Origin of the sequence: Bradyrhizobium sp. BR2003 (assembly GCF_009720285.1) — a bacterium.
GTDB classification, from domain to species: Bacteria; Pseudomonadota; Alphaproteobacteria; order Rhizobiales; family Xanthobacteraceae; genus Bradyrhizobium; species Bradyrhizobium elkanii.
On the sequence record NZ_SMYJ01000024.1, the window covers coordinates 151298 to 173507 of the forward strand.

General features: G+C 65.6%; 19 protein-coding genes and 1 pseudogene. 5 read left to right on the forward strand and 15 right to left on the reverse strand.

Annotation, left to right across the window (positions count from 1 at the left end):
• Positions 1 to 41: 41 nt before the first annotated feature.
• The 7 genes from cckA to flgB all read right to left on the reverse strand — a co-directional run bounded on the left by cckA (position 42) and on the right by flgB (position 6245).
• Positions 42 to 2606 carry a cell cycle histidine kinase CckA gene (gene cckA, locus E2I15_RS16910; RefSeq protein ID WP_137480274.1) on the reverse strand — a complete coding sequence of 855 codons (2565 nt, stop codon included), beginning with the start codon at positions 2604 to 2606 and terminating at the stop codon, positions 42 to 44.
• A gap of 142 nt (positions 2607 to 2748) precedes the next feature.
• The gene (gene flhB / locus E2I15_RS16915) at positions 2749 to 3822 is read right to left on the reverse strand and encodes a flagellar biosynthesis protein FlhB (RefSeq protein WP_137480099.1); all 1074 of its coding nucleotides are present in this window, start codon (positions 3820 to 3822) and stop codon (positions 2749 to 2751) included.
• An 11-nt stretch (positions 3823 to 3833) separates the two neighbouring features.
• Positions 3834 to 4604: a flagellar biosynthetic protein FliR gene (fliR, locus tag E2I15_RS16920; protein WP_137480100.1), complete on the reverse strand. Its 771-nt coding sequence runs from the start codon at positions 4602 to 4604 to the stop codon at positions 3834 to 3836.
• Positions 4605 to 4622: 18 nt separating this feature from the next.
• Entirely contained in the window at positions 4623 to 4886 is a 264-nt protein-coding gene (gene fliQ, locus E2I15_RS16925; protein WP_016844766.1) for a flagellar biosynthesis protein FliQ, read from the reverse strand.
• 145 nt (positions 4887 to 5031) lie between these two features.
• The gene (fliE, locus tag E2I15_RS16930; protein WP_016844765.1) at positions 5032 to 5343 is read right to left on the reverse strand and encodes a flagellar hook-basal body complex protein FliE; all 312 of its coding nucleotides are present in this window, start codon (positions 5341 to 5343) and stop codon (positions 5032 to 5034) included.
• 26 nt (positions 5344 to 5369) lie between these two features.
• Entirely contained in the window at positions 5370 to 5795 is a 426-nt protein-coding gene (gene flgC, locus E2I15_RS16935) for a flagellar basal body rod protein FlgC (protein WP_018272466.1), read from the reverse strand.
• Between the two features lie 39 nt (positions 5796 to 5834).
• Positions 5835 to 6245 carry a flagellar basal body rod protein FlgB gene (gene flgB, locus E2I15_RS16940; protein WP_016844763.1) on the reverse strand — a complete coding sequence of 137 codons (411 nt, stop codon included), beginning with the start codon at positions 6243 to 6245 and terminating at the stop codon, positions 5835 to 5837.
• 359 nt (positions 6246 to 6604) lie between these two features.
• Here flgB and E2I15_RS16945 point away from each other — a divergent pair, with 359 nt between their 5' ends.
• From E2I15_RS16945 to E2I15_RS16960, 4 genes are all read left to right on the forward strand, one after another.
• Positions 6605 to 7543, forward strand: a complete 939-nt coding sequence (locus E2I15_RS16945) for a flagellar biosynthetic protein FliO (protein WP_246668188.1) — start codon at positions 6605 to 6607, stop codon at positions 7541 to 7543.
• Entirely contained in the window at positions 7540 to 8292 is a 753-nt protein-coding gene (gene fliP, locus E2I15_RS16950) for a flagellar type III secretion system pore protein FliP (protein ID WP_137480102.1), read from the forward strand. Before E2I15_RS16945 ends, fliP begins: the two co-directional genes overlap by 4 nt.
• An 85-nt stretch (positions 8293 to 8377) precedes the next feature.
• A complete protein-coding gene (locus tag E2I15_RS16955; protein ID WP_137480103.1) occupies positions 8378 to 9265 on the forward strand; it encodes a hypothetical protein in 888 nt (295 codons plus the stop codon).
• A 54-nt stretch (positions 9266 to 9319) separates the two neighbouring features.
• Positions 9320 to 10471, forward strand: a complete 1152-nt coding sequence (locus tag E2I15_RS16960) for an aminotransferase class V-fold PLP-dependent enzyme (RefSeq protein ID WP_137480104.1) — start codon at positions 9320 to 9322, stop codon at positions 10469 to 10471.
• Here E2I15_RS16960 and E2I15_RS16965 read toward each other — a convergent pair.
• The 5 genes and pseudogenes from E2I15_RS16965 to E2I15_RS16985 form a co-directional block, all read right to left on the reverse strand.
• Positions 10468 to 11712 (reverse strand): YbfB/YjiJ family MFS transporter, encoded by a 1245-nt coding sequence (locus tag E2I15_RS16965; protein WP_246668189.1) that lies wholly within the window; start codon positions 11710 to 11712, stop codon positions 10468 to 10470. The two genes, E2I15_RS16960 and E2I15_RS16965, sit on opposite strands and share 4 nt — an antisense overlap.
• 122 nt (positions 11713 to 11834) lie before the next feature.
• Complete coding sequence (locus tag E2I15_RS16970; protein WP_137480105.1) at positions 11835 to 12083, reverse strand: tautomerase family protein; 249 nt, start codon at positions 12081 to 12083, stop codon at positions 11835 to 11837.
• Between the two features lie 20 nt (positions 12084 to 12103).
• On the reverse strand, positions 12104 to 12814 hold the full coding sequence (locus tag E2I15_RS16975; RefSeq protein WP_137480106.1) for an SDR family NAD(P)-dependent oxidoreductase: 711 nt from the start codon (positions 12812 to 12814) through the stop codon (positions 12104 to 12106).
• A 127-nt stretch (positions 12815 to 12941) separates the two neighbouring features.
• Complete coding sequence (locus E2I15_RS16980; RefSeq protein WP_137480107.1) at positions 12942 to 13883, reverse strand: LysR family transcriptional regulator; 942 nt, start codon at positions 13881 to 13883, stop codon at positions 12942 to 12944.
• A gap of 26 nt (positions 13884 to 13909) precedes the next feature.
• A pseudogene (locus tag E2I15_RS16985) lies at positions 13910 to 14145 on the reverse strand (hypothetical protein).
• A gap of 303 nt (positions 14146 to 14448) precedes the next feature.
• Between E2I15_RS16985 and E2I15_RS16990 the strand changes: the two are divergent.
• Complete coding sequence (locus E2I15_RS16990) at positions 14449 to 15258, forward strand: glyoxalase superfamily protein (RefSeq protein ID WP_422109856.1); 810 nt, start codon at positions 14449 to 14451, stop codon at positions 15256 to 15258.
• Positions 15259 to 15270: 12 nt separating this feature from the next.
• Here E2I15_RS16990 and E2I15_RS16995 read toward each other — a convergent pair whose 3' ends face one another.
• From E2I15_RS16995 to E2I15_RS17005, 3 genes are all read right to left on the reverse strand, one after another.
• Positions 15271 to 19110 (reverse strand): tetratricopeptide repeat protein, encoded by a 3840-nt coding sequence (locus E2I15_RS16995; protein ID WP_137480109.1) that lies wholly within the window; start codon positions 19108 to 19110, stop codon positions 15271 to 15273.
• Positions 19111 to 19389: 279 nt separating this feature from the next.
• Positions 19390 to 20232: a c-type cytochrome gene (locus E2I15_RS17000; RefSeq protein ID WP_137480110.1), complete on the reverse strand. Its 843-nt coding sequence runs from the start codon at positions 20230 to 20232 to the stop codon at positions 19390 to 19392.
• A 379-nt stretch (positions 20233 to 20611) separates the two neighbouring features.
• Entirely contained in the window at positions 20612 to 21829 is a 1218-nt protein-coding gene (locus tag E2I15_RS17005; RefSeq protein ID WP_155262437.1) for a glycosyltransferase family 87 protein, read from the reverse strand.
• Positions 21830 to 22210: the final 381 nt, after the last annotated feature.

Here is a 22210-nt window from a genome sequence, read left to right on the forward strand (position 1 = left end):
TCCCAGGAACAGGTGAATCCGCAGCGCGCACCGCCGCGCGGCTAGTTCGCCGTCATGGTTTCCTTCACCGCGGCGACCAGCTGCGTCAACGTGAAGGGCTTCGGCAGGAACGCGAACTGCTGGTTCTCCGGCAGGCTCTTCTCGAACGCGTCCTCGGCATAGCCTGAGACGAAGATGATCTTCAGCTCTGCGTTGCGGCTGCGCATTTCCTTCAGCAGCGTCGGGCCGTCCATCTCCGGCATCACGACGTCGGAGACGACGAGATCGACGGCGCCGTTCTTCTCCTCGAACGCCTCCAGCGCCTCGACGCCGTTCGCCGCCTCGATCACGCTGTAGCCGCGCGAGCGCAGGCCGCGCGCATTGAGCGAGCGCAGGCCGTCCTCGTCCTCCACCAGCAGGATGGTGCCCTGCCCCGTGAGATCGGGCTTCGGCTTGGCGGCTTCCACGGCGGTTTCCCTGGCCGCACCGTTGCCAACCTGGGCCTCGGGCGCGACCTCCTGCTCCTGGCGATGCCGCGGCAGATAGATCCGGAACGTGGTGCCGCCGCCCGGCACGGAATCGACATAGACGAAGCCGCCGGTCTGCTTGACGATGCCGTAGACCGTGGACAGGCCGAGGCCGGTTCCCTTGCCGACTTCCTTGGTCGAGAAGAACGGCTCGAAAATCTTGTCGATGATCTCGGCCGGAATGCCGGTGCCGGTGTCGGCGATCTCGATCTTCACATAGTCCGCCGCCGGCATGCCCTTGTTGGCGAGCTGGGCGGCCTCCTCGGTCGGCACATTGGCGGTGCGGATGATCAGCTTGCCGCCGTCGGGCATCGCATCGCGCGCGTTGACCGCGAGATTGACCACCACCTGCTCGAACTGCGAGACGTCGACCTTCACCGGCCACAGGTCGCGGCCATGCACGAGGTCGAGCTTGACCTTCTCGCCGATCAGCCGGCGCAGCAGCATGGTGAGGTCGCTCAATGCATCGCCGAGATCGAGCACCTGCGGCCGCAGCGTCTGGCGGCGCGAGAATGCGAGCAGCTGCCGCACCAGCGTCGCGGCGCGGGTGGCGTTCTGCTTGATCTGCATGATGTCCTGGAACGACGGGTCGGTCGGCTTGTGCGCGTTCAGCAGGAAGTCGTTGGCCATCATGATGGCCGACAGCACGTTGTTGAAGTCGTGCGCGATTCCGCCGGCGAGCTGGCCGACCATCTCCATCTTCTGCGACTGGTTGATCTGGTTTTCCAGCGCACGCCGCTCGGTGGTCTCGAGCATGTAGACGATCGCGGTCTCGGCGTCGCGCTCGTCCTTCTCGACGGTGGTGACGAAGAACTGGGCAAAGCGCTCCTTGGGCCCGTCGAGCATCACCTCGACCGGCGCGATGTCACCCTGGCCCTCGGCCGCCTGGTTGATCGCGGCGATCAGCAGGCCGCGGTCGCGCGGATTGACGGCGCGGAAGATCGACTTGGCGGCGCCGCCGTCGCCGTTCAGGCCCTGCGCCAGCTTGGCATAGCGCGCATTGGCGCCGACCACATTGCCGCCGCGATCGACGGTCGCGATCGCCATCGGCGTATGGTCGAAGAAGCGCATGAAGCGCACTTCGGCGGCGCGCTCCGGATCGGAATGCTCGTCGCGGGCGCGGCTGATCACCAGCGTGCGCGAGGCGCCCGCCGCGCCGTCGGCGCCGAAGGCGAGCTTGTGATAGAGCCGCACCGGCACGGTCTTGCCGCCGCGCATCCGCAGGTCGATGTCGAACACCTCGGTCTTGACCTCGCCCGGCACCGCCGCAATCGAAGTCAACAGCGCCGCGCCGTCGCCAGAAACGATGTCGGTCAGTTTCAGGCCGCCCGAGCCGATCTCGGCCAGATCGTAATCCAGCCAGTTGGCCAGCGTGGCGTTGACATAGGCGATCTCGCCGGCCGGATTGACCGAGAAGAAACCGCATGGCGCGTGATCGAGATATTCGATCGCGTGCCGCAGCTCCTGGAACACGTCTTCCTGGCGCTCGCGGTCGCGGGTGACGTCGGCGATCGACCAAACTGCGTATTTCGCATCGCGCTTGCCCTCACCGAGCGGGCGGACCCGCAGGCGCAGCCAGCGGCCCAGGCCGGCCTCGTGGCCGGCGACGCGGACCTCCTCCTGCTGCCGCTTGCCCTCGCGGGCAGCCTTCAAAAGGCGGAACACCGCCTCGGAGACGTCGGGGTTGCCGATGAAGACGCGCTCGACCGGACGGACGTCCTGCGGCCCGGCCGCGCCGGTCAGCGTGAGATAGGCGGCGTTGGAATAGACCACGTGGCCGCGGGAGTCGGTGACGACGAGCCCTTCCTGGGCTTGGTCGGCGATCCGCGCCATCACCGGATCATCGGTGGCGCGGTCGGAGAAGCGGATGATGCCGGCGGCAAGGGCGAACAGGTTGAACAGCCCGACGGTGGCGAGCAGCGCCAGCACGCCGAGGATATAGGGCTGCGCCTGGCTGCGGCCGATGGTCATCAGCCAGACCGCCACCGCGACGATGCCGGCGGCAATCAGGACCACCAGCAGGATGCTGCCGTTCCGCCGCGCTGGCCCGTGGGCCACGAACGGCTCGGTCACGGAAGGATCGTTGCTATCGGCGGTCATCTGGAGAGACATGGCTCGTCTGCATCACGAAGGCGACCGGCCGGCCACCTCGCCCCTGAGTGCCTGAATCGGACCCGAAAACGCAAGTCCATCAGGTGTCAATTTCGCAAGTTACGCGCATTTCAAGCGGGTTTTCCGCCCCTTACTGACGCAGGCCGGACAGGCCGCGCCTCAGCCGCATCACGTAACCGATGATTTCGGCAACCGCGTGATAGTGCTCGACCGGGATCTCCCGGTCGATCTCGACCGTCGCATAGAGCGCCCGGGCCAGCGGCACGTTCTCCACGATCGGAATGTCGTGCTCCTTGGCGATCTCGCGGATCTTGAACGCGATGATGTCGACGCCCTTGGCGACGCAGATCGGCGCCGACATGCTGCGGTCGTAGGCCAGCGCCACCGAATAGTGGGTCGGGTTGGTGATGATCACTGAGGCCTTCGGAACCTGGGCCATCATGCGCTTCTTGGCGCGCTGGACCCGCAATTGCTTGATCCTGCCCTTGACGTGCGGGTCGCCCTCCGACTGCTTGAACTCCTCCTTCATCTCCTGCAGCGACATCTTGTGACGCTCGTACCAGGTCCGGTACTGGAAGAAGTAATCGGCGATCGCGACCGCAGCGAGGATGGCCACCACCGCCGCCAACAGGTGCACCGTCATGCCGGTGATGGCGGGCAGCAGCTCGGCCGGATCGACCCGCAGGAAGGATTCCATCCGCATCCGATCGGGCCACAGCACCGCGACCATCACGGCGCCGAGCGCGATCAGCTTGAACAGGCCCTTCAGGAAATTCGCCACCGCCTGCTTGCCGAACAGCCGCTTGAAGCCGGCAGCCGGCGAGATCTTGGAGAATTTCGGCTTCAGCTGCTCGCCCGACCACACCAGCTGATGCTGCACCATGTTGCCCGCGATCGCGGCCAGCGCCAGCAACAGGAACGGCACGCCGATCGCGGCGACCACCGCGTAGCCGAGCGACTGTGTCAGCGCCAGCAGGCCGGCGCCGTCGGTGCGGATCATCCATGAATTGGCGATCAGGTTGCGCAGCGGCATCAAGATGCCGCTGCCGATCGAGCCCGAGAAGGTCGACAGCACCAAGGTGCCGCCGGCGATCACGAACCAGGTGTTGACCTCCTGGCTCTTAGCGACGTCACCTTTCTCGAGGGCTTCATCGAGACGTTTTTGCGTAGGGTCTTCTGTTTTGTCTTCGGTATCGTCCGCCACTTCTTCTCCCCCTAATTCATCGGAGCGAGCTGGCGCATGACGCCGAGGAAATAGTCGAGATAGGTGTTCATCATCGCGGCGAGCACGACGCCGAAGATCAGGAACCCGACCATGATCGAGAGCGGCACGCCGACGAAATAGACCTGCATCTGCGGCATCAGCCGCGCCAGCACGCCAAGCCCGATGTTGAAGACCAGGCCGAACACCAGGAACGGCGCGGACAGCTGCAGGCCGATCTTGAAGGCGGCGGAGAAGGCCGAGGTCGCAAGTGCGGCGACATCGCCGGTCGGCATGATCTCGCCCGGCGAGAAGATGCGGTAGCTCTCGCTCAGCGCCGCAATGACGAGATAGTGGCTGTCGGTCGCAAACAGCAGCGTGAGGCCGAGGATCGTGAGGAAGTTGCCGATGATCTGGCCCTGCTGCCCCTGGGTCGGATCGACCGCGGTGACGAAGCCGAGGCCGAGCTGCTGCGCGATCACGGAGCCCGCGACGTTGAGCGCCGACAGCGTCACCCGCGCGGTCGCACCGAGCACGATGCCGATGATGAGCTCATGCACCATCAGGACGCCGAGCGACGAGATCGACGTCAGGTCGACATGATAGGCGTTGCGATGCAGGGGAAGGATGATCAGCGTCAGCAACAGCGCGATCGACAGCTTGACCCGCGCCGGGATGTTGCTCTCGCCGAAACCGGGCAGCAGCATCACCATCGCGCCCACGCGCGCGAAGACCAGCACGAAGATCGCGGCCAGCGCCGGCACCAGGGAGACATCGATGCGCATGACCGCGGCATTAGTGCATCAACCGCCGATGATTCGCGATGAAATCCGCATCATGTGGCTGGAGAGCGAGTCCGCCATGAACGGCAGCGCCAGCAGCAATGTGACGAAGATCGCGAGGATCTTCGGCACGAAAATCAGGGTCTGTTCCTGGATCTGCGTCAGCGCCTGGAACAGCGACACCACGACGCCGACCACGAGGCCGACCACCATCAGGGGCGAAGACACCACCACGATGGTCCAGATCGCATCGCGCGCGACGTCGAGGGTTTCGGGGCCGGTCATTGTTGAGTTCTCGCTGTCAGTTGTTTGCACCGTCGTTCCGGGGCGATGCAACGCATCGGACCCGGAACCTCGAGATCTTTGATGTGCAATTGCACATCTGAGGCTCGATGCTGCGCATCGCCCCGGGATGACGTCGCAAGCGACGTCAGATCGGCATCTTCATGATGTCTTCATAGGCCTGGATCACGCGGTCGCGCACCGAAACCAGCGTCGACACCGCAACGTCGGTGTCGGCGACCGCCGTCACCACGTCCATCACGTTCGCCTTGCCCGAGGCCATCGCCATGGTCTGCGCGTCGGACTTCTTGCCCGCCTCCAGGACGCTGCCGACGGAGTCCTTCAGCAGCGCGCTGAACGATGGGCCGGCGACGGCCTGCCCGGCCTTCTCGGCGCCGCCGCGCTCCATCATCTTGGCGAGGTTGGCGTAGGCGTTGGCGGCGACTGTCGGTGAAGCCATGATTTAGGTTCCCTGTTCTTGTTGCGTCAGGACTTGAGGATGTCGAGCGTGCGCTGGATCATCCGCCGCGTCGCGCTGATGATGTTGAGGTTGGCCTCGTAGGAGCGCTGGGCGTCGCGCATGTCGGTCATTTCGACCATCGCATTGACGTTCGGATATTTGACGTTGCCCGAGGCGTCCGCCGCCGGATTGCCCGGCTCGTGCTTGACACGGAACGAAGACTGGTCGGGGCGGATCCGGCCCAGCGCCACGACCTGGGCGTCGAGCGTGCGATCGAGCGTGGAGGAGAAGGTCGGCACCTTGCGGCGGTAGGGGTCGCCGCCCGCGGTCTGCGCCGTCGAATCGGCATTGGCGATATTTTCCGAGATCACCCGCATGCGCCCCGCCTGCGCCCGCAGGCCTGAGGTCGCGATGCTCATCGAGCGGGCGAAATCGCTTGTTCCATCTGCCATGGGATCCTCCTGCCGTCGTCAGGCGGGCTAATTCTTGCTCTAGCCCTTGCCGATTGCGGTTTTCAGCAGATGCAGGCTACGGCTGTAGAGCGAGGTGACGGCCGCATAGTCCATCTGGTTGGCCGACACTTTCAGCATCTGCTCCTCGAGATTGACCGCGTTGCCGGCCGGACGGGTCTGGAACCCGCTCTTGCCGCGATCGTTGTCGAAGCTGTCGGGCGCCCCGGACGCCGCCATGTGGGTGGCGCTGGTCTGCATCATCGGCAGCGTGCCCACGCCGCCGCCGACCGTGGCGCCGGCCCGGTCGAACTTCGGCTCGACCAGGTCGCGCGGCCGGAAGCTCGGCGTGTCGGAATTGGAAATGTTCTCGGCGAGCACCCGCTGGCGCTCCTGGTGCCACTGCATCTTGGTGCGCAACGCCGACAGGATCGGGAGATCGTTCATGGCCATCGCCGCGGCTCCGTTAACCTCTGGGCTCTTCCGAGGTAGGCAGAATTTGCCCGGTGTATGGTTAACGGGTGGTTAAAATGCCGGACGGATCCGTGGAGAACGCCGCAACTGCGGCCTGCGAGCGCATTTTCGCCACGAATGCTGCGTTAACCAGCATAAACCAAGACAGTGCGGGGCGCTGAGAAGTCGTTTTGGGACAAGCGATTCTTGGTTTATTAATAGAACAGTGGGCTGCAAGCCGCTGGGAATTAAGAAATAAGGCGAATCTCGGGCGCGATTCGCTGCGCAAACCGCACCTGTCAATCCGCGCCCGTTGATGGCGAAAGCTGAGGATGGCCAAGATGGCCGGGGACTCCAATATGCAGGTCATTACATTCGTCTTGGCATTCGTTGTCGTGCTGGCGCTGATCGGCGTGACCGCATGGCTCGTCCGCCGCTTCGCCGGAAACCGCCTCGGGGCCAACGCCAACCGAGGACGCATGCCGCGCCTGGCGGTGATCGACGCTGCCGCCGTCGACGGGCGGCGCCGCCTGGTGCTGGTCCGCCGCGACAATATCGAGCATCTCCTGATGATCGGCGGCCCCACCGATATCGTCGTCGAGCCGAATATCGTCCGCGCGATGCCCGCGCGCGATCAAATGTCGACCCGCCCCGCGGTCGCGGCCGATGCAGCGCCGCCGCGTGTGGCGCCGCTTCCGGACGCAGCCTGGAACGAGAGCGAAGCCGCCCGCTCCGACAATTTCGAGCTTCCCGAGCCGGAGCTGCCGCCGCGTCAGGCGCGGCCCTCCTTCGCCGACGAGCTGCGCCGGCCCCCGCCGCCGCTCGCAGAGCGTCGCAGCGATCCGCTCGCGGGCTTCACGCCCGAACGCGGCGAGCCGCGGCCCGATCCGATGCCGCCACGCCTGCCGCCGCGCTCCGAGCCGGTGGTCCCGCGCCCGCCGCGCGCCGCCGAGCCGCCGAAGGCGCCGCCACCGCTGCGCACAACCGAGCGCGCCGTGACGCCGCCACCGCCTCCCCAGGCACCGCCGCCGGCCGCGACGCAAGCGCCTTCGGCCGCGCCGCCTCCATCGAACGCCGACGCCAATCTCGCCGAGATGGCGCAACGGCTCGAAGCGGCGCTGCGCCGCCCGACCGGCGCCGGCGAGACCGTCGCGCCGCCGGTTGCGCCTGAGGCGCCGCCGGTGCGCCCGCAGCGCAGCGAGCCGCCCGCCCCGCCCGCCGGCGGACAGAAGAGCGGGTTCGAGAATCTCGAGGACGAGATGGCCTCGCTGCTCGGCCGACCGAAGAATCCTTCGTGAGGCCAAGGGTAGTCCCGCGTAGAGTTTTTTTCATCGCTGTCCTGATCGCCGCCGGATCCCTCGCTGATCCGGCGATGGCGCAGGATATCAGCATCAATCTCGGCGGCGGCAATGGCGGCGTCACCGAGCGCGCGATCCAGCTGATCGCGCTGCTCACGGTGCTGTCGATCGCGCCGTCGATCCTGATCATGATGACGTCGTTCACGCGCATCGTGGTCGTGCTGTCGCTGCTGCGCACTGCGCTCGGCACCGCCACCGCGCCGCCGAACTCGGTGATGATCGCGCTCGCGATGTTCCTCACCGCCTTCGTGATGGGGCCGGTGCTGCAGAAATCCTATGACGACGGCATCAAGCCGCTGGTCGCCAACCAGATCGGCGTCGAGGACGCGCTGCAGCGCGCCTCGGTCCCCTTGCGCGGCTTCATGCAGAAGAACGTCCGCGAGAAGGATCTGAAGCTGTTCATGGACCTCTCCGGCGAGCCGCCGCCGGCGACGCCGGAGGAGATGTCGCTGCGCATCCTGGTGCCGGCCTTCATGATCTCCGAGCTGAAACGCGCCTTCGAGATCGGCTTCCTGCTGTTCCTGCCGTTTTTGATCATCGACCTCGTGGTCGCCTCGGTCCTGATGTCGATGGGCATGATGATGCTGCCGCCGGTGGTGGTCTCGCTGCCGTTCAAGCTGATCTTCTTCGTGCTGGTCGACGGCTGGGCCCTGGTCGCCGGCAGCCTGGTGCAGAGTTACGGGGGGTAGCCCTGCGAAACATTCATGGCCGGTCAGCTGGATCGGCCACACCGTTGCACTATCATGCGCGGCACCGCATCCAGGGAGCCGCGCCGTGCAGCAGCCATTCGACCGCGCCGCAGAAGACCTCGGCAACTCCATTCATCTCGAACATGTCAACGTGCAGGTACCCGACCAGCGCCTCGCCACGCTGTTCTACGTCGCGGGCATCGGGCTGACCCGCGATCCCTATCTGATGGTCTCCGACAGCAACATGTGGGTCAATGTCGGCCGCAGCCAGTTCCATCTGCCGAGCGGCCGGCCGCAGGTACTGCGCGGCCACACCGGCATCGTGATCGCCGGGCGGCAGGCCCTGCTGCAACGGCTCGCCGCGGTCGCACCCAAGCTCGAAGGCACCGCGTTCAGCTATCGCGAGCGCAACGATCACGTCGAGGCCATCTGCCCCTGGGGCAACCGCCTGCGCTGCTTTGAGCCGGACGCCGAACGGTTCGGGCGCATCGCGCTCGGGATGCCCTATGTCGAGTTCGAGGTGCCGCGCGGCACGGCTGAGGCGATCAGCCGGTTCTATCCGGAGATCATGGGCATCCCCGCCAGCGTGGTGAACGGCGACGGCACAGTCGCGCGGGCAAAAGTCGGCAAGGATCAGTATCTGCAATTCCGCGAGAGCGACGCGGCGCCGGGCGAATTCGACGGCCATCACATCCAGATCTACATCACGGACTTCTCGGGCCCCTACCAGCGGCTGCGCGAACGCAATCTGATCTCCCGCGAAGACAATCAATACCAGTACCGCTTTTGCGACATCGTCGATCCCGTCGACGGCCGGCATCTGTTCACCGTCGAGCACGAGGTGCGCAGCGCCACCCACCCGATGTATCTGCGGCCCCTGGTCAACCGCAATCCGGCGCAGACCAACCGCACCTTCGCCAACGGCTACGACCAGGCGCCATGGGCGATGGGGCCGGACCAGTATGACGGCTGAGCGCGCGCTCTTCCGCGTCACGCTATTATCCGCAAATGCCAGCAACGAGACGACATGCTTCCCTCCCAGCGCCATCTGTTCGAGATTCCACGCGAGGTCTGCTACCTGAATTCGGCGTCCTACAGCCCGCTGCCGCTCAAGACGCTCGACGCCGGCCGCGCGGCGGTGGGACGCAAGGGCCAGCCCTGGACGATCGATCCCGGCTTCGCTAGCCGCCAGCATGAGCGCGCCCGTAGCGCGGCGGCCCGCCTGATCAATGCCGCACCGGACGATGTCGCGCTGATCCCCGCGATCAGCTACGGCGTCGCGACGGTGGCGAAAGCACTGAGCATTCCGCGTGGCACCCGCGTCATCGTGCTGGAAAACGACCATTCCTCGCCGGTGCTGGAATGGCACGCCCGTGCCGAGGCGCAGGGTTTTGTCGTCGACACCGTGCGCCAGCCCGCCGATGGCGACTGGACATCGGCCGTATCAGCGACGATCGAGCGGCCAGGCGCGCCGCCGGTCGGCCTCGCCTCGATCTCCTCGGTGCACTGGTCGGACGGCAGCATGATCGACGTCGACAAGGTGCAGGCCGCGTTGCGTCAGCAGGGCGCGATGTTCGTGATCGACGCGACGCAAAGCGCGGGCGTCGTGGCGATGGACGTGACAAGACTCGACCCTGACGCAGTGATGTTTCCGACCTACAAATGGCTGATCGGCCCCTACGGGCGCGCCTTCCTCTACATTGCAAAACGCCACCAGAACGGCGTGCCGCTGGAGCAGACCTCCAGCGGCCGCCGCAACGTCAATTCCGAGAACCCGGTCTATTTCGGCGATCTCGCCTATGTCGACAACGCCACGCGTTACGACATGGGCGAGCGCGATCATTTCATCACGCTGGAGATGGCCTCGATCGGCATGGAGATGATGGCGGAATGGGGCGCCGCTGCCGTCAGCGCGCGGCTCGGGATACTCAACGAGCGGATCGCGGGCGGCGTGCGTGACCTCGGCCTCGACGTGCCGGCGCGCAGCGTGCGCGCGCCGCATATCCTGAGCCTCGGCATGGCAGGCGGCATCCCGAAGGAACTGATCGCGCGCCTCGCCGCAGAGAACATCCATGTCGCGCTGCGGCTCGGCCGGATGCGGATCTCGCCGCACGTCTTCAACGACGAGGCCGATGTCGACCGCCTCGTCGCCGTGCTCACGAAATCGCTGCGCGGCTAGCCGGACTTGTGCCGCCGTCCGACGACGCCAAGCAATTCAATCGCCAGCGCGGCAGTCACACCGGCCGCGCCGATCACGAACAGCAGCGCATAGTCGCCGCCGCTGTGCGCGAACAGATACGACAGGCCGTAGGCGCCCGCCGCCTGGAACAGCGCGAAGGTCGTGGTGGCCCGCGCCCAGGCCGAGCGCTGGCTCGCCGCGGAATGCGGGATCAGCTCGTGGATGCGGCCGATCACCAGCGGCACAATGCCGGGCGTGAAGCCGCCGACGATCAGGCTCGACACGATCAGTGCGGCGGGCGAATTCGTCACGGCGGGCAGCGCGACCGCAGCGGCCTCGATCAGGAACGCCGCGCGCAGCGCCGCGGCGAAGCCGGCGCGATCGGCGAGGTGTCCCGTGAGCAACGGTCCGACCACGGCGCCGATACCGTACAGCACCCAGTATTGGGATCCCGCCGCAATCCCCTGCCCGAGCCCGCGCGCGACGAAATCGACCAGGAACACCATATGCGGCACCAGCGCCAGCGCGTTGAGGCCGTATTCCAGGCACAGCGCGATCACCAGCGGCGAGCGCACGCCATGCGACGCGACGGGCTGCTCCGCCACGTTACGCGCGGCAGGAGCTTCGGCGGGCCACGCCTTCCAGCTGATCAGTGTCAGCACCGCCGACAGCACGCCAAGGCCGTACCAGGCCTGCTTGACGCCCTGCTGCAGCAACAGCGGCACCAGCGTTCCTGATGCGGCGACACCGAGGCCAACGCCGGCAAAGATCACGCCGCCGACCAGGCCGCGCTTGCTCGGCGCGGTATGCGGCAGGATTGCCGTTGCCGCCAGCACCATGATCACGCCGCCGCTGACGCCGGCGAGAAAGCGGAAACCGAAGAACCAGATGAAGGAGATCGGCACCGCGCAGGCAAAGCAGGTGATGGCGGCCAGCACCATCATGCCGCGCAGCGCCCGCACCGAACCGATGCGCGCGCCGAGATCGTGGGCGATCAACGCGCCGGCGAGATAGCCGGCAAGGTTGGCGGCACCGAGATAGACCGCATCCGCCGGCGTGAACCACTTTGCGGCGATCAAAGCCGGGATCAGCGGCGTATACGCGAAGCGCGCCAGTCCGAGTCCGACCAGCGAGGCGCAGAGCCCCGCGGCCGCGGACAGCCACAGCGGCCCGCCTGCATCCCGGTGCCGCTCGGCGTGATGATGGCGGCTGTGATGATCGACATTGGCTGACATGGACATCGCAGTAGGCGCTCCGGCCGTTCGTGAAAAATGATTAGTTGCGATCGCAGCAATCGTTCACGGCGATCGCAGCGCACCTCTCCCGATCGGGAGAGGTGCGCGGTTCGATGTGATGAAAGCCGTCAGCGGGACGATGCCGCCGCAGAAGCAGCGAGCTTCTTGCGATAGTCGAGCGCGGGCAGTCCGCCCCAGCCCCAATTGTCGGTGTCGACTTCCTCGATGATGACGAAGGTCGATTCCATGGGCTTGCCGAGCACGTCGCGCAGCAGCTCGCTGGCGCCCTTGATCAGTGCGGCTTTTTGCTCCGGCGTGGTGGACGACGCACCCGGCGCCGTCCCCTCACGCGTGACCTGGATGGTGACGATAGGCATGGCACGCTCCATCGTGTTCGCTAGTGGCCGGCGCTCTGGCCGCCGTCGACATGCAGGATCTCGCCGGTGACGAAGCCCGAATTCTCCAGGAACAGCACGGCATCGACGATGTCCTTGGCTTCACCCATGCGTCCGACCGGATGCTGCCTGGCGAGGAAATCGTGCGTCGCGGGCGCGTGCATCGGTGTCCTGATCACACCGGGCGAGACCGCGTTCACGCGGATGCCCTTGGCGGCATATTCGATGGCGAGCGACTTGGTGGCGGCGTTCAGGCCGCCCTTGGTCAGCGAGGCCAGCACCGAGGGAACGTTGCTGTTGGCGTGGTCGACGAGGCTGGTCGTGATCTGCACGATGTGCCCGGATCCCTGCTTCTCCATCTCCCTGGCAACGCGCCGGGTGATGTAGAAGAAGCCGTTGAGATTGGTCGCCAGCACCTGCGCGTAGTCCTGGTCGGTGTAGTCGGTGAAGGGCTTCGCCAGGAAGATGCCGGCGTTGTTGACCAGCGTGTCGATGCGGCCGAAGCGCCCGAGCGCCTGCTTGACGATGCGGTCGGCGACTTCGGGGTCGCCGATGTCGCCGGCGACGGTTAGAACGTCGCTGTCGGTCGACGGCTTGATGCTGCGGGAATTGGCGATCACGCGCCAGTTGCGGTCGCGATAGCCCTTGACGATGGCCTCACCGAGGCCCTGCGACGCACCGGTGATGATGGCAACCTTCTGCTCTGCACCCATGATCTCTCTCCATCTGTTGCTGAAGCGACCCAGCGCCGCTTCGATGGAGGGGAAGCTAGATACATCCGCTTTCCGCGCGAATGCCCGCTATTCGGCAAACACTCTTCCGCGGCGCGAACGACTGACGTCATCGGGCTTTCGCGCCGGCCTTGCTGGCCTCGCGCGACAGCCGCTCGAAATAGCGCTTCAGCCGCGGCGTCGCGAAATCGACGAAGGCGCGCACCTTGGGCACGTCGAAGCGGCCCTGCGGCGCCAAAAGATGCACCGGCAACGGCGGATGCTCGTCTTTGGCAAGCAATATCCGCAGCCGCCCGTCGCGGATTTCATCGGCGATGTGATACGAGAACAGCCGGGTGACGCCGTGTCCTCCGCTGGCCGAGGCCACTGCCGCGCGCACCGTGTTGACGACCAGCCGCGGCGTGAACTGGACCGCGCGCGCGATCTTCGACTTCGCGGCCGGCGGGAAGCTCCAGGAGTCGAGCCCGAAATGCGTCATGGCGATGATCTGGTGCTTCGCCAGATCCGCCGGCTCGCTGATCAGCGGATGCTGCGCGAGATAGCCGGGCGATGCCGCGACCACGCGGCGTACCTCGCCGAGCTTGATCGCGATGAAATTGGAATCGGTGAGATGGGCGATGCGCAGCGCGACGTCGATCCCCTCGTCGATCAGATTGACGGTACGATCGAGCATCACGAGCCGCACCGACACCGCCGGATAGTCCGCCATGAAAGCATCGAGCACCGGCCGCAGCACGTCCTCGCCGACGACGACAGGCGCGGTGACGGTCAGCGTGCCGCGCGGCACCGACCGCTCGCCGCCCGCCGAGATGTCGGCTTCCTCGAGCTCGGTGAGAATGCGCCGACACGCCGCCGCATAGCGCTGGCCGGCGTCGCTCAGTTTCAGCGAGCGTGTCGTGCGATGCAACAGCTCGGCGCCGACATGATGCTCAAGAAACGCGATCGCCCGGCTGACCGCCGCCGGCGATCGCCGCAGTTTCCGCCCGGCACCGGCAAGGCTGCCCTCGTCGACCGCCGCGACGAACACTTTCATGGCGTCGATGCGGTCCATCGATCCCCCGCGCTTCGCGGCCGCCGTTACTCCTTCACGTCATACTGCTTGCTGAGGTGGTCGCCAATCTGCACCAGCATCGCGACGCATTCGGGATAACCGGCCTCGCCACCGTGGCGTCATCGGCGCTGGCGCGAAACTCCCAGCTGTCGCCGTCGCGCAGCACCGAGATGTCGATGCCGTCGGGGCAGTCGGCATGGGCCTTCAACTCGGCCCGCGCCATCGCAATGAGTTCGGCTTCGGTCTTGATCGGCTTGCTCATGTAACGACGTCCTCCCGGCGCTTTGCAACCGGCGCCATGGTTGCCGATTTGACGGCAGGATGTCGAGACCACGCGTGCGATCACAACCAGTTGCAATTGACAAAATGCTCGTCCCCGGCGAACATTTGGCAGTGTCGATACCACCCGCCGCTTGCACCCCGCCCCCCCGGGGACGGTGAATGTATCAAGCCGTGTTCAGGCTTCCTTTGCCCGCACGAACGGGTCAGCAACGCAAGCCCCTGACGCTCTCCGTTCGTCGATGCAAAGGTTGATCCCATGCGTGACTTTCGTGATGCCAAAACCATGGCGCAGACGCTGCGCGAAGCGCTCGGCGCCAAATCGATCCCCCTCACCCACAGCGACAGCCTGGAGCTCATCGCCAAACTGTTCGGCCAGCGCGACTGGAACACGTTGGCGGCGCGGATCCAGGCCGCCGGCGGATCTGCCGACGTGCCGGCTCCCGCTCAGCAATCGCCGCCGGACGCGGTGCGGCAGGAGATCGCAGTCGCTCCGGCGGTGCTCGACCGCTATGCCGGCTTCTACCAGCTTAGCGAGCAGGCCGTCCTCAGTGTGATGCGCGAGGATCTCCACCTGGCTGTACAGCTCACCGGGCAGCGTGCCGTAGCGTTCTTTGCGGAAAGCCAGACCGAGTTTTTCGCCAGGGAGGTCGACGCGCAGATCAGCTTTGTCATCGCGGCTGACGGTCAGGCGACGTCACTGATCCTGCATCAAAATGGCGACAAGCCGATGCCGCGCATCGACGCTGCAAGGCCGAAGCAGATTGCGGGTCGCACCGCGGAGCGTGTGAAGAACCAGTCGCCGGCTCCCGGAACCGAGGCCGCACTCCGCCGCCTGATCGAGGGGGTCGCATCGGGACAGCCCGACTATGCGGACATGACCCCCGCGCTCGCCGCAGCGACCCGCGAGCAATTGCCACACCTGCAGCCTTTCCTCGCCGACCTCGGCGCGATCGAGTCCACACGTTTCCTCGGCGTCGGCGCGCAGGGCGAGGATGTCTACAGTGTGCGACATGCCAACGGCGCCTCGCATTGGCGGATCGCGCTCGACGCCACCGGGACCATTTCGACCGCGTGGGTGTCTGCTGGGCCGTGAGACTCTGCGCTGCTACTGCGCCGCGCTGGCGCGGCGCTCGCCCTTGATCGCCGGCAGCGCGCTCACCGGCGCGGCCATTGGCTTGTCAGTCACCGATCCGGTCGCGGCCGGATCGGGCAATGGCGCGCGGGCGGTGGCGTCGGGGAAGCGGGTCTTCATCTCGCGGATGAAGCCGTCGAGCGTGTCGACGCTGGATGCCATTCGCGCGATCTGGGCGAATTCGGCGCTGGAGGTCGCGACCGGCTTGCTGGCCGAGTCGAAGGCGAGCTTGTCGGCATCGCCGGACATCAGCGGCGCGTATTTCTCGCGGAACCGGGACAGCCCGATGGCGTCCTCGGCAAGCGCGTAGCCGACCACGGCGCGGATGATATCGGCCTTCTCGCCCGGGTTGAGCGGGGTGAAGTCGCGCCAGCGGTCGCCATAATAGAGCTCGATCTGCTCGGAGGCCTCGCGCCAGTGCCGCGACGCCCAATAGATGTCGGAGCGCAGCCGGATTGCCTCGCGGCCGGTGATGTTCGAGATGATGTCGAGCGCGAGATCGTGCCGGCCGACGTCGCTCTGCGCGCGCGCCTCGAGCAGCAGCCGCTGCTGGCGCAGTTCGCCGGAGAGATCCGCGATCCGGGTCGAGCGCAGCGCGGCAATGGCACGGTCGGGCTTGCGATTCATCAGATAGACCATCGCAAGGCGCGCCGCGACCTGGGCGCGGGCCGCGCCTTCGAGCCGCTTGTCGACCTGGTATTGCAAGAGGTCGGCGGCCTGGTCGAGCAGATCGACACCGACCAGGCGGTCGGCGAGACGGCGGATCATCTCGTCGCCGCGGCGGCCGATCGGCGTCAGTTCGCGATATTCGTAGAAGGTGCCGAGCGCATCGATCGGCGACATCTCGTCGCCCCTGGGGCCAAGGTAGAGCTGCACGAACAAGGCCGAGGCGGCATCCTGCGCCTGGCGCGATTCCGGCGCATTCGGCTGCAGCCGGGTCGCGGCACGCGTCACTGCGAAGGCGTCGGCATAGCGCGCCGTCTCGGCGTAGATCTTCGACAGCACATACAGCGTCTTCAGCTCGATATTGTCGCCCCGCCACAGCATCGACAGCAGTTCGAGCTCCTTCAGCACGTCGTCGCGGCCGATCTCGCCGCGTTTCTGCTTGAGCAGCGTCTCCAGCAACCTGCCTTCGGCGGCAGCCTGGCGATCGGCCGAATTGGCGGCGAAGCGATAGGCGTCGAGCGCATCCTTCTCCTGGCCGAGGGCCTCGGCGAGCCGGCCGCGCAGCACCGCAACCGCGGGCTTGAGCTCGCCGGGAACGCCGACCACGTCGAGATCGCTCTTGCGTCGCGCGGCGCCGGCGTAATCCTTGACCTCGAGCGAGGCCTTCATCGAGTCCATGGTGACGATGCGCTGCAAATCGGGCGGCAGCGTCGCCACCGCGAATTCGGCGTTCTTGAACTTCTCACGCGCCTCGGCCCATTTGCCCTCGCGGGCGAAAGCGAGCCCCTTCCACAATTGGGAATCGTAGCCGTTGCCGATCACCGGATTGGCGAGATCCTTCAGGCCCTGCGCCGGGTGTCCGATCAGGATGCTGGCGACCGCGTGCACCATCACCACCGGCGCCGTCTCGCTGCCGCGCTTGCTCTCGGACAGGATCAGATTGGCGACACCATGGGCTTCCTGGTACATGCCGCGCGCCATGTAGAAGTCGGCGAGATCGAGCCGTGCCTGCGGCAACTGCTCGGCATTGGCCGACGCGGCCGCCGCAATCAGGCCGTCGAGCTGCTTGAGGAACGTCTCCGACTGGTTCTTGCGCCACTCGTCCGGTTCGAACAACGGCTTCACCGCCGCGGTCGCGCGCTCGGCGGCGACGTCGGCCGATGACAGCGTCAGGCCGCCGGGCCGGCCCAGCATCACCTTGTCGGCGCCGACCTCGGCCTTGACGTCGTCCGCGTTCGGATGAACCACGACGCCGTGAATCGATTCCAGCAGCGACAGCTCGACGAAATCCTGCCGCTTGATGACGCCGCGGGTCGGCGGCGGCGCGGTCACCACCCAGAGCGTATCACCGGCGTCGGGATCGACCAGTCTGTGCAGCTGGCCGGGATTGGCGAGCGGCACGCTGACATTGGCGAGCGAGGGCTCCGAGATGTTGCGCACCACGGTGAGCGGCAATGGCGGCTTCTGCACGCGGTCGGCAAAGGTCAGCGTCCAGCTCACGCCGCGCGAGCGGTCGTCGCTTTCAAGCGACGGCATCTGCGGCCGGTTGAGGCGGAACCGCACCGCCTGGCCCTTGTCCAGCGCGATCCGGCTGACATCCGATATCAGCGAGCCGGCCTCGGCGCGCACCGGATCGACATCGATTGCCTCAGCGGTGTCAAACACCATCCAAACCGTGTCGGCGCGGCGGAACAGCGCCGCCGGCGTCGCGCCGGGGAATGAGAACGTCACGCGCAAGCCGTCGCTGTCGCGCTGGGCTTCGACCGCGGGCTTGCCGACGGCACGGGCCTCGGCAGCACGCGGCGATGGCGCCGCAGCGGCCTTCGGCGCTTCCATCGCCGGCGCGGCGGCCGCGACAGCGGGCACCGGCTTCGGCGCGTCGATCACGGGTGCCGGGTTCTGTTCCGCCGCGGCACCGCCCTCGTGCGGCGGGGTCGGCGCAGCAGCGTTCTCGGCGCTCGCCGCAGGTGCGGCCGCGATTTTCGGCAGCTCCGGATCGGACAGTTCCGATCGGGGCTGCTCCGTTTTGGCCGGCGCAGCCGCCGGCTGCTCGCCCGTGGCTTGCTCGGATTTAAGCGGCTCGGAGCGCTGCGGCTCGGACTCGGCAGGTTCGGATTTGGCAGACTCGGACCTCGCCGGTTCGGATTTCACCGGCTCGGCTTTGGACTGTTCGGGCTTGATCTCGATCCTGGCCTGCTGGGCGATGCTTTCCGATGTCGCCGGCGCGATCGCCGCGGCGCCTTTCGGTTTGGCGCGCGGCGTCGGCAACAACGAACTCAGCGAGGGCTTTGCGGCCTGCTGCTCGTTCTGTTGGAAGGCCACGTCGACGATGTAGTTCTTCTCGTCGCGGAACGAATGCACGTCGACATCGCCAATCAGCGACACGTCGACTGCCGACGTGTCCGCGTCGGCGCGCGCGCTGATCGACGCGACATTTGGTGGGGCGGCGACCTTGGCATCGGCAAGGTCGAAGGTCAGGACCGAATTGAACGACAGCGTCAACTTCTGCTCGTTCAGCACCGAGGAGACACTGACCCCGTCGGGCACCTCGAACACAAAGCGGACGAAGGTGGGCTGCACCAGCGCGCGAACGCGCACCGGCGGCTTCTTCCTGGCGGCGTCGGCGGCGCGCTGCATGCGCAGCAGGCGCTCGGCGGCGCGGGCGCGCTCGGCAAGCTCGCGGATCACCTCCTGCGGCAGCGACGGCGGCGGGCCAGTCCAGCTGTCGGGCAGGAAGTCGATGAAGATGCGCTCGCCGGCGGTCATGGTGTTGATGCTGACGCGACGCGCGAGTGACAGGCGGATCGCCGAGCCGTCGGGATCGCGGCGGGCGGCCCCGACATAATCGGGCACCGCATCCTGCAGTTTCTCGACGGGGATATCGACCGGACGTTTGAAGCGGATCACGATGATCGAACCGGCGGTCGTGACCTCCGACTCGACATCCTCCTTCAGCTTCAGTACCAGCCGGGCATAGCCGTTCGCGGCAGAGAATGTCGCCTCACCGGGCACCGGGTCTTCGGCGCGCACCGCGGTCGGATATGTAAGGGTTGTGAGCGCAAGGCCGGCGGCAAGCAGGCACAGACGCGCGGTCCGCGCCCAGGCGCGGCCTAGCGACCATGTTCCAGCGGCAGCCGTTCGCGCCATCTCGAAACGTCTTCTCGGGACCCCAGCCATACCAAGCGCGAAGCGCCCTCGCCCACGCCTCCCGATCTTTGATCGGGCGGCGTTAAGGAGCTGTTAACGTCAACGGTTTGTTTCGAACCGGCCGCTCCCACGGAATGGCGACCAAAAACGCTCGGTTTGAAGCTGAATCTTGTTCCGAGCGCCGCCTGGCTGCACGGCTGGCGGGCGCCTATCCTTTGGAGTCAGTCAGGGGCGCGCTGCGCGGCCGTGACCGGACAGGATTTGTCCTTGCAACGAGGCTTACTCCGCCCTGCCAGGTAACCTGCGCAAATACGCCACGATGGCATCAAGGTCATCGGGACTGATCCGGGCATAGTAATGGTATCCCATCGGTCGACCGAGACGGCTGCCATCGCGGCTGACACCCTCGGTGATCGCACGTTTGATCTCGTCGTCGCTCCACGTACCGATCCCATTGGTCTTGTTCTGCGTGATGTTGCGTGAAACCGAGACTCCCCACGGCCCGGAAAATTTGACGCCACCGGCACCAAGACTGCTCTTGTACTCTCGTCCCCTCGGTCCAATCGGCGTATGGCACGCCATGCAATGCGCGATCGTGACGAGATAGAATCCCTTCTGCACCTTGTCGCTCATCATCGGTTCGGCGAACGGGTTCTCGCCGCCCGGCGGAACGTTCTCGACTTGAGGCACCTTGTAGATCGGATCGGGCACCTTGTTGTGGACCGGCGTGATCGTACGCAAATATGCGACGACCGCGTCGAGATCATTTTCCGTTAGGATGTGATAGAAGCTGGTCGGCATGACCATCGCGGTATGCACACCCTTTGGGGTTTGCCCGGTCCGCAGCAGTTTCTTGATATCGGCATCGCTCCAGTTTCCGATGCCTGTTTCCTTGTCTTGCGTGATGTTGGCGGCATGCACCGTGAAGGAAGGCTCATCCCAGTATCCTCCGCCCGAGAACGCCTTCTCCAAAACATCGCCGTTCGGTCCCTTGGGCGTGTGGCAATTGCCGCAAGCCAGAATGCCGTTGACAAGGTAATCGCCCCGTTTGACCAGTTCGGATTGGGCCCATGTCAGATTGGTGGTGGCGATGACGACAAGCATCATGAACAGGCTACGCATATTGGTTTCCTCGAAATTTCTTGGTGACTAGAAATTCAATCTCTGATCGGGCGCAGCTTCGCGACCGGCACAAATGAGCAATTCAATCAATCAACTCGGGCCGCGGTCCTTGCGACCGCAATCACGGAAGGCTCCAAAACAGCGAAGTCGCGCTCGCCTTCCTCACGCCAATGCTAGACTCGCATCAAGCACTTTGGCAATGTCTGCGATGGTTCTGTTGCAATGGCCTTGGCGCCGCCAACGTTACGGTTCTGCGCCCTTGCTCCTGCGCCAATGGCAACGCGCCTGATTTATCGCGGCGTTGGATGCCCCGCCGGATCAAAGCCGGGAACTGGACACTCCCGTGATACTACGGAGGTTCTAGTCAGGTGCTGCGAACTCAGACCGCCGCGACCTCTGGCTCGCCATGCGCCGCTTGCCGCGTCTGCGTGCTCTCCCGGACCAGCAACCAACAGAACAGGATGATGACCGGAGAACCAAAAGGCAGCGGCTTCACGACCGACAGTTGATAGAGGACAGGTAGGTAGAAGACCATCGGCGCGAGAAACGTCACGCCAAGCACCATTTTCGACCAGGCCGGAAAGCCGACCTTCAACCATTCGCGGAGCATCCAGGCCAGCGGCAGCGCCATGATGAGCATGTCGTAGAACAGGCAGAACGGCGTAATCAGAAGGCAGGCGAGCACGATGATCGAGCGTTCGGTCGCAGCACTGATCTTCTGACGCAACATCCAGACCAGCACGCACGTCATGCTCAGCGCCGCGAGGCCGTGAATGATAAAGGCCGTGTTGACGCCGGCGCCGAGCAGACGGGCCGTCGCGTACACGCTCTGCAGCAATGAAAACTCGACGTCCCCGTTCTCCAGAGCCTGGCGGGCCGAATGAGAGACGTCGAGGAAGTTGAGCCACGTATCCAGGCCGAACAGCAGCACGGACAGCACGACGAGCGAAATCGACGACAGGCCTGCCCAGATCAGCGTTCGCCAGCGACCTGTGACGATCAGGGCGATCGGCACGGCCAGCGCCAGGTGCGGCTTGATCACCATCAGCCCGAGGATCGCGCCCGCGAGCTTTGGCCTCCGGTCCATGATGTTGAGACCGCAGCCAAGGATCGATGCCGTCAGGAAGGCGTTCTGCCCTGCCACAGCATTAAGATAGACCGGCGCATAGGCAAGGATCGCGACCAGGCACCAGGGCGTTCGCAAGATGCGCCAGATCACCGCGGCGAACGACGCCGCCGTCATGCTGATGAACACGAACAGCGAGGCGAAATACGGCGCGAGCGCGAGCGGCAGGCACAAGAGCAGCATCGTCGGCGGATAGAAGAACGCCTCGTAGCCCTCTCGAAGGTATGGAGCTTCCGCGAGCAGATGCAATTCGGGCAGATAAACCTCGGCAGGATGCCCAGCCAAAACCTGGAGCGAGGCCGCCCAGAACGTCAGGAAGTCCGAGCCGAGCAGAAAGTTATTCGCGCCATAGCCGCCATCGCGGTAAAATAGCAAAAGCGACCTCGCAAGGGTCAGCACCAGCACAATTGCGATGCCACTCACGTACAATCGGGCGCGCGGCGCGGTGAGCCATGGCATGTCTTTCAGCATCGGCAATTCCTGAAACACCACCTTGAGACATAGCGACTTCAATTCCAGAATCAAAAATCGGTTGCAACTTAACGCTACCGGTTAAGGCTACCATAACCCGGGTGCCCGGTGGCGATCGTGGGCAAGAGACCTCCGCACCTCGCACTGGGACAAGGTGGCAATCAGACGCTTCTCGGCGTCGATAGGCGTTTGGCTTCGCTGGGACCCCGTCGAGCCCGCATCATCGGAGGCGGCGATCCGCGTCTGCCAGCCGGCACACGGCGCTGCAGCGCCTGCGACTGCACCTATGTCGTACGTGGTGACGATATCCCTGAAGCGGATGGCGTCGGCTTCCGCCTTTGCATCGAGAGGATCACCCTCGATCTACCGGGCATGCGCGGA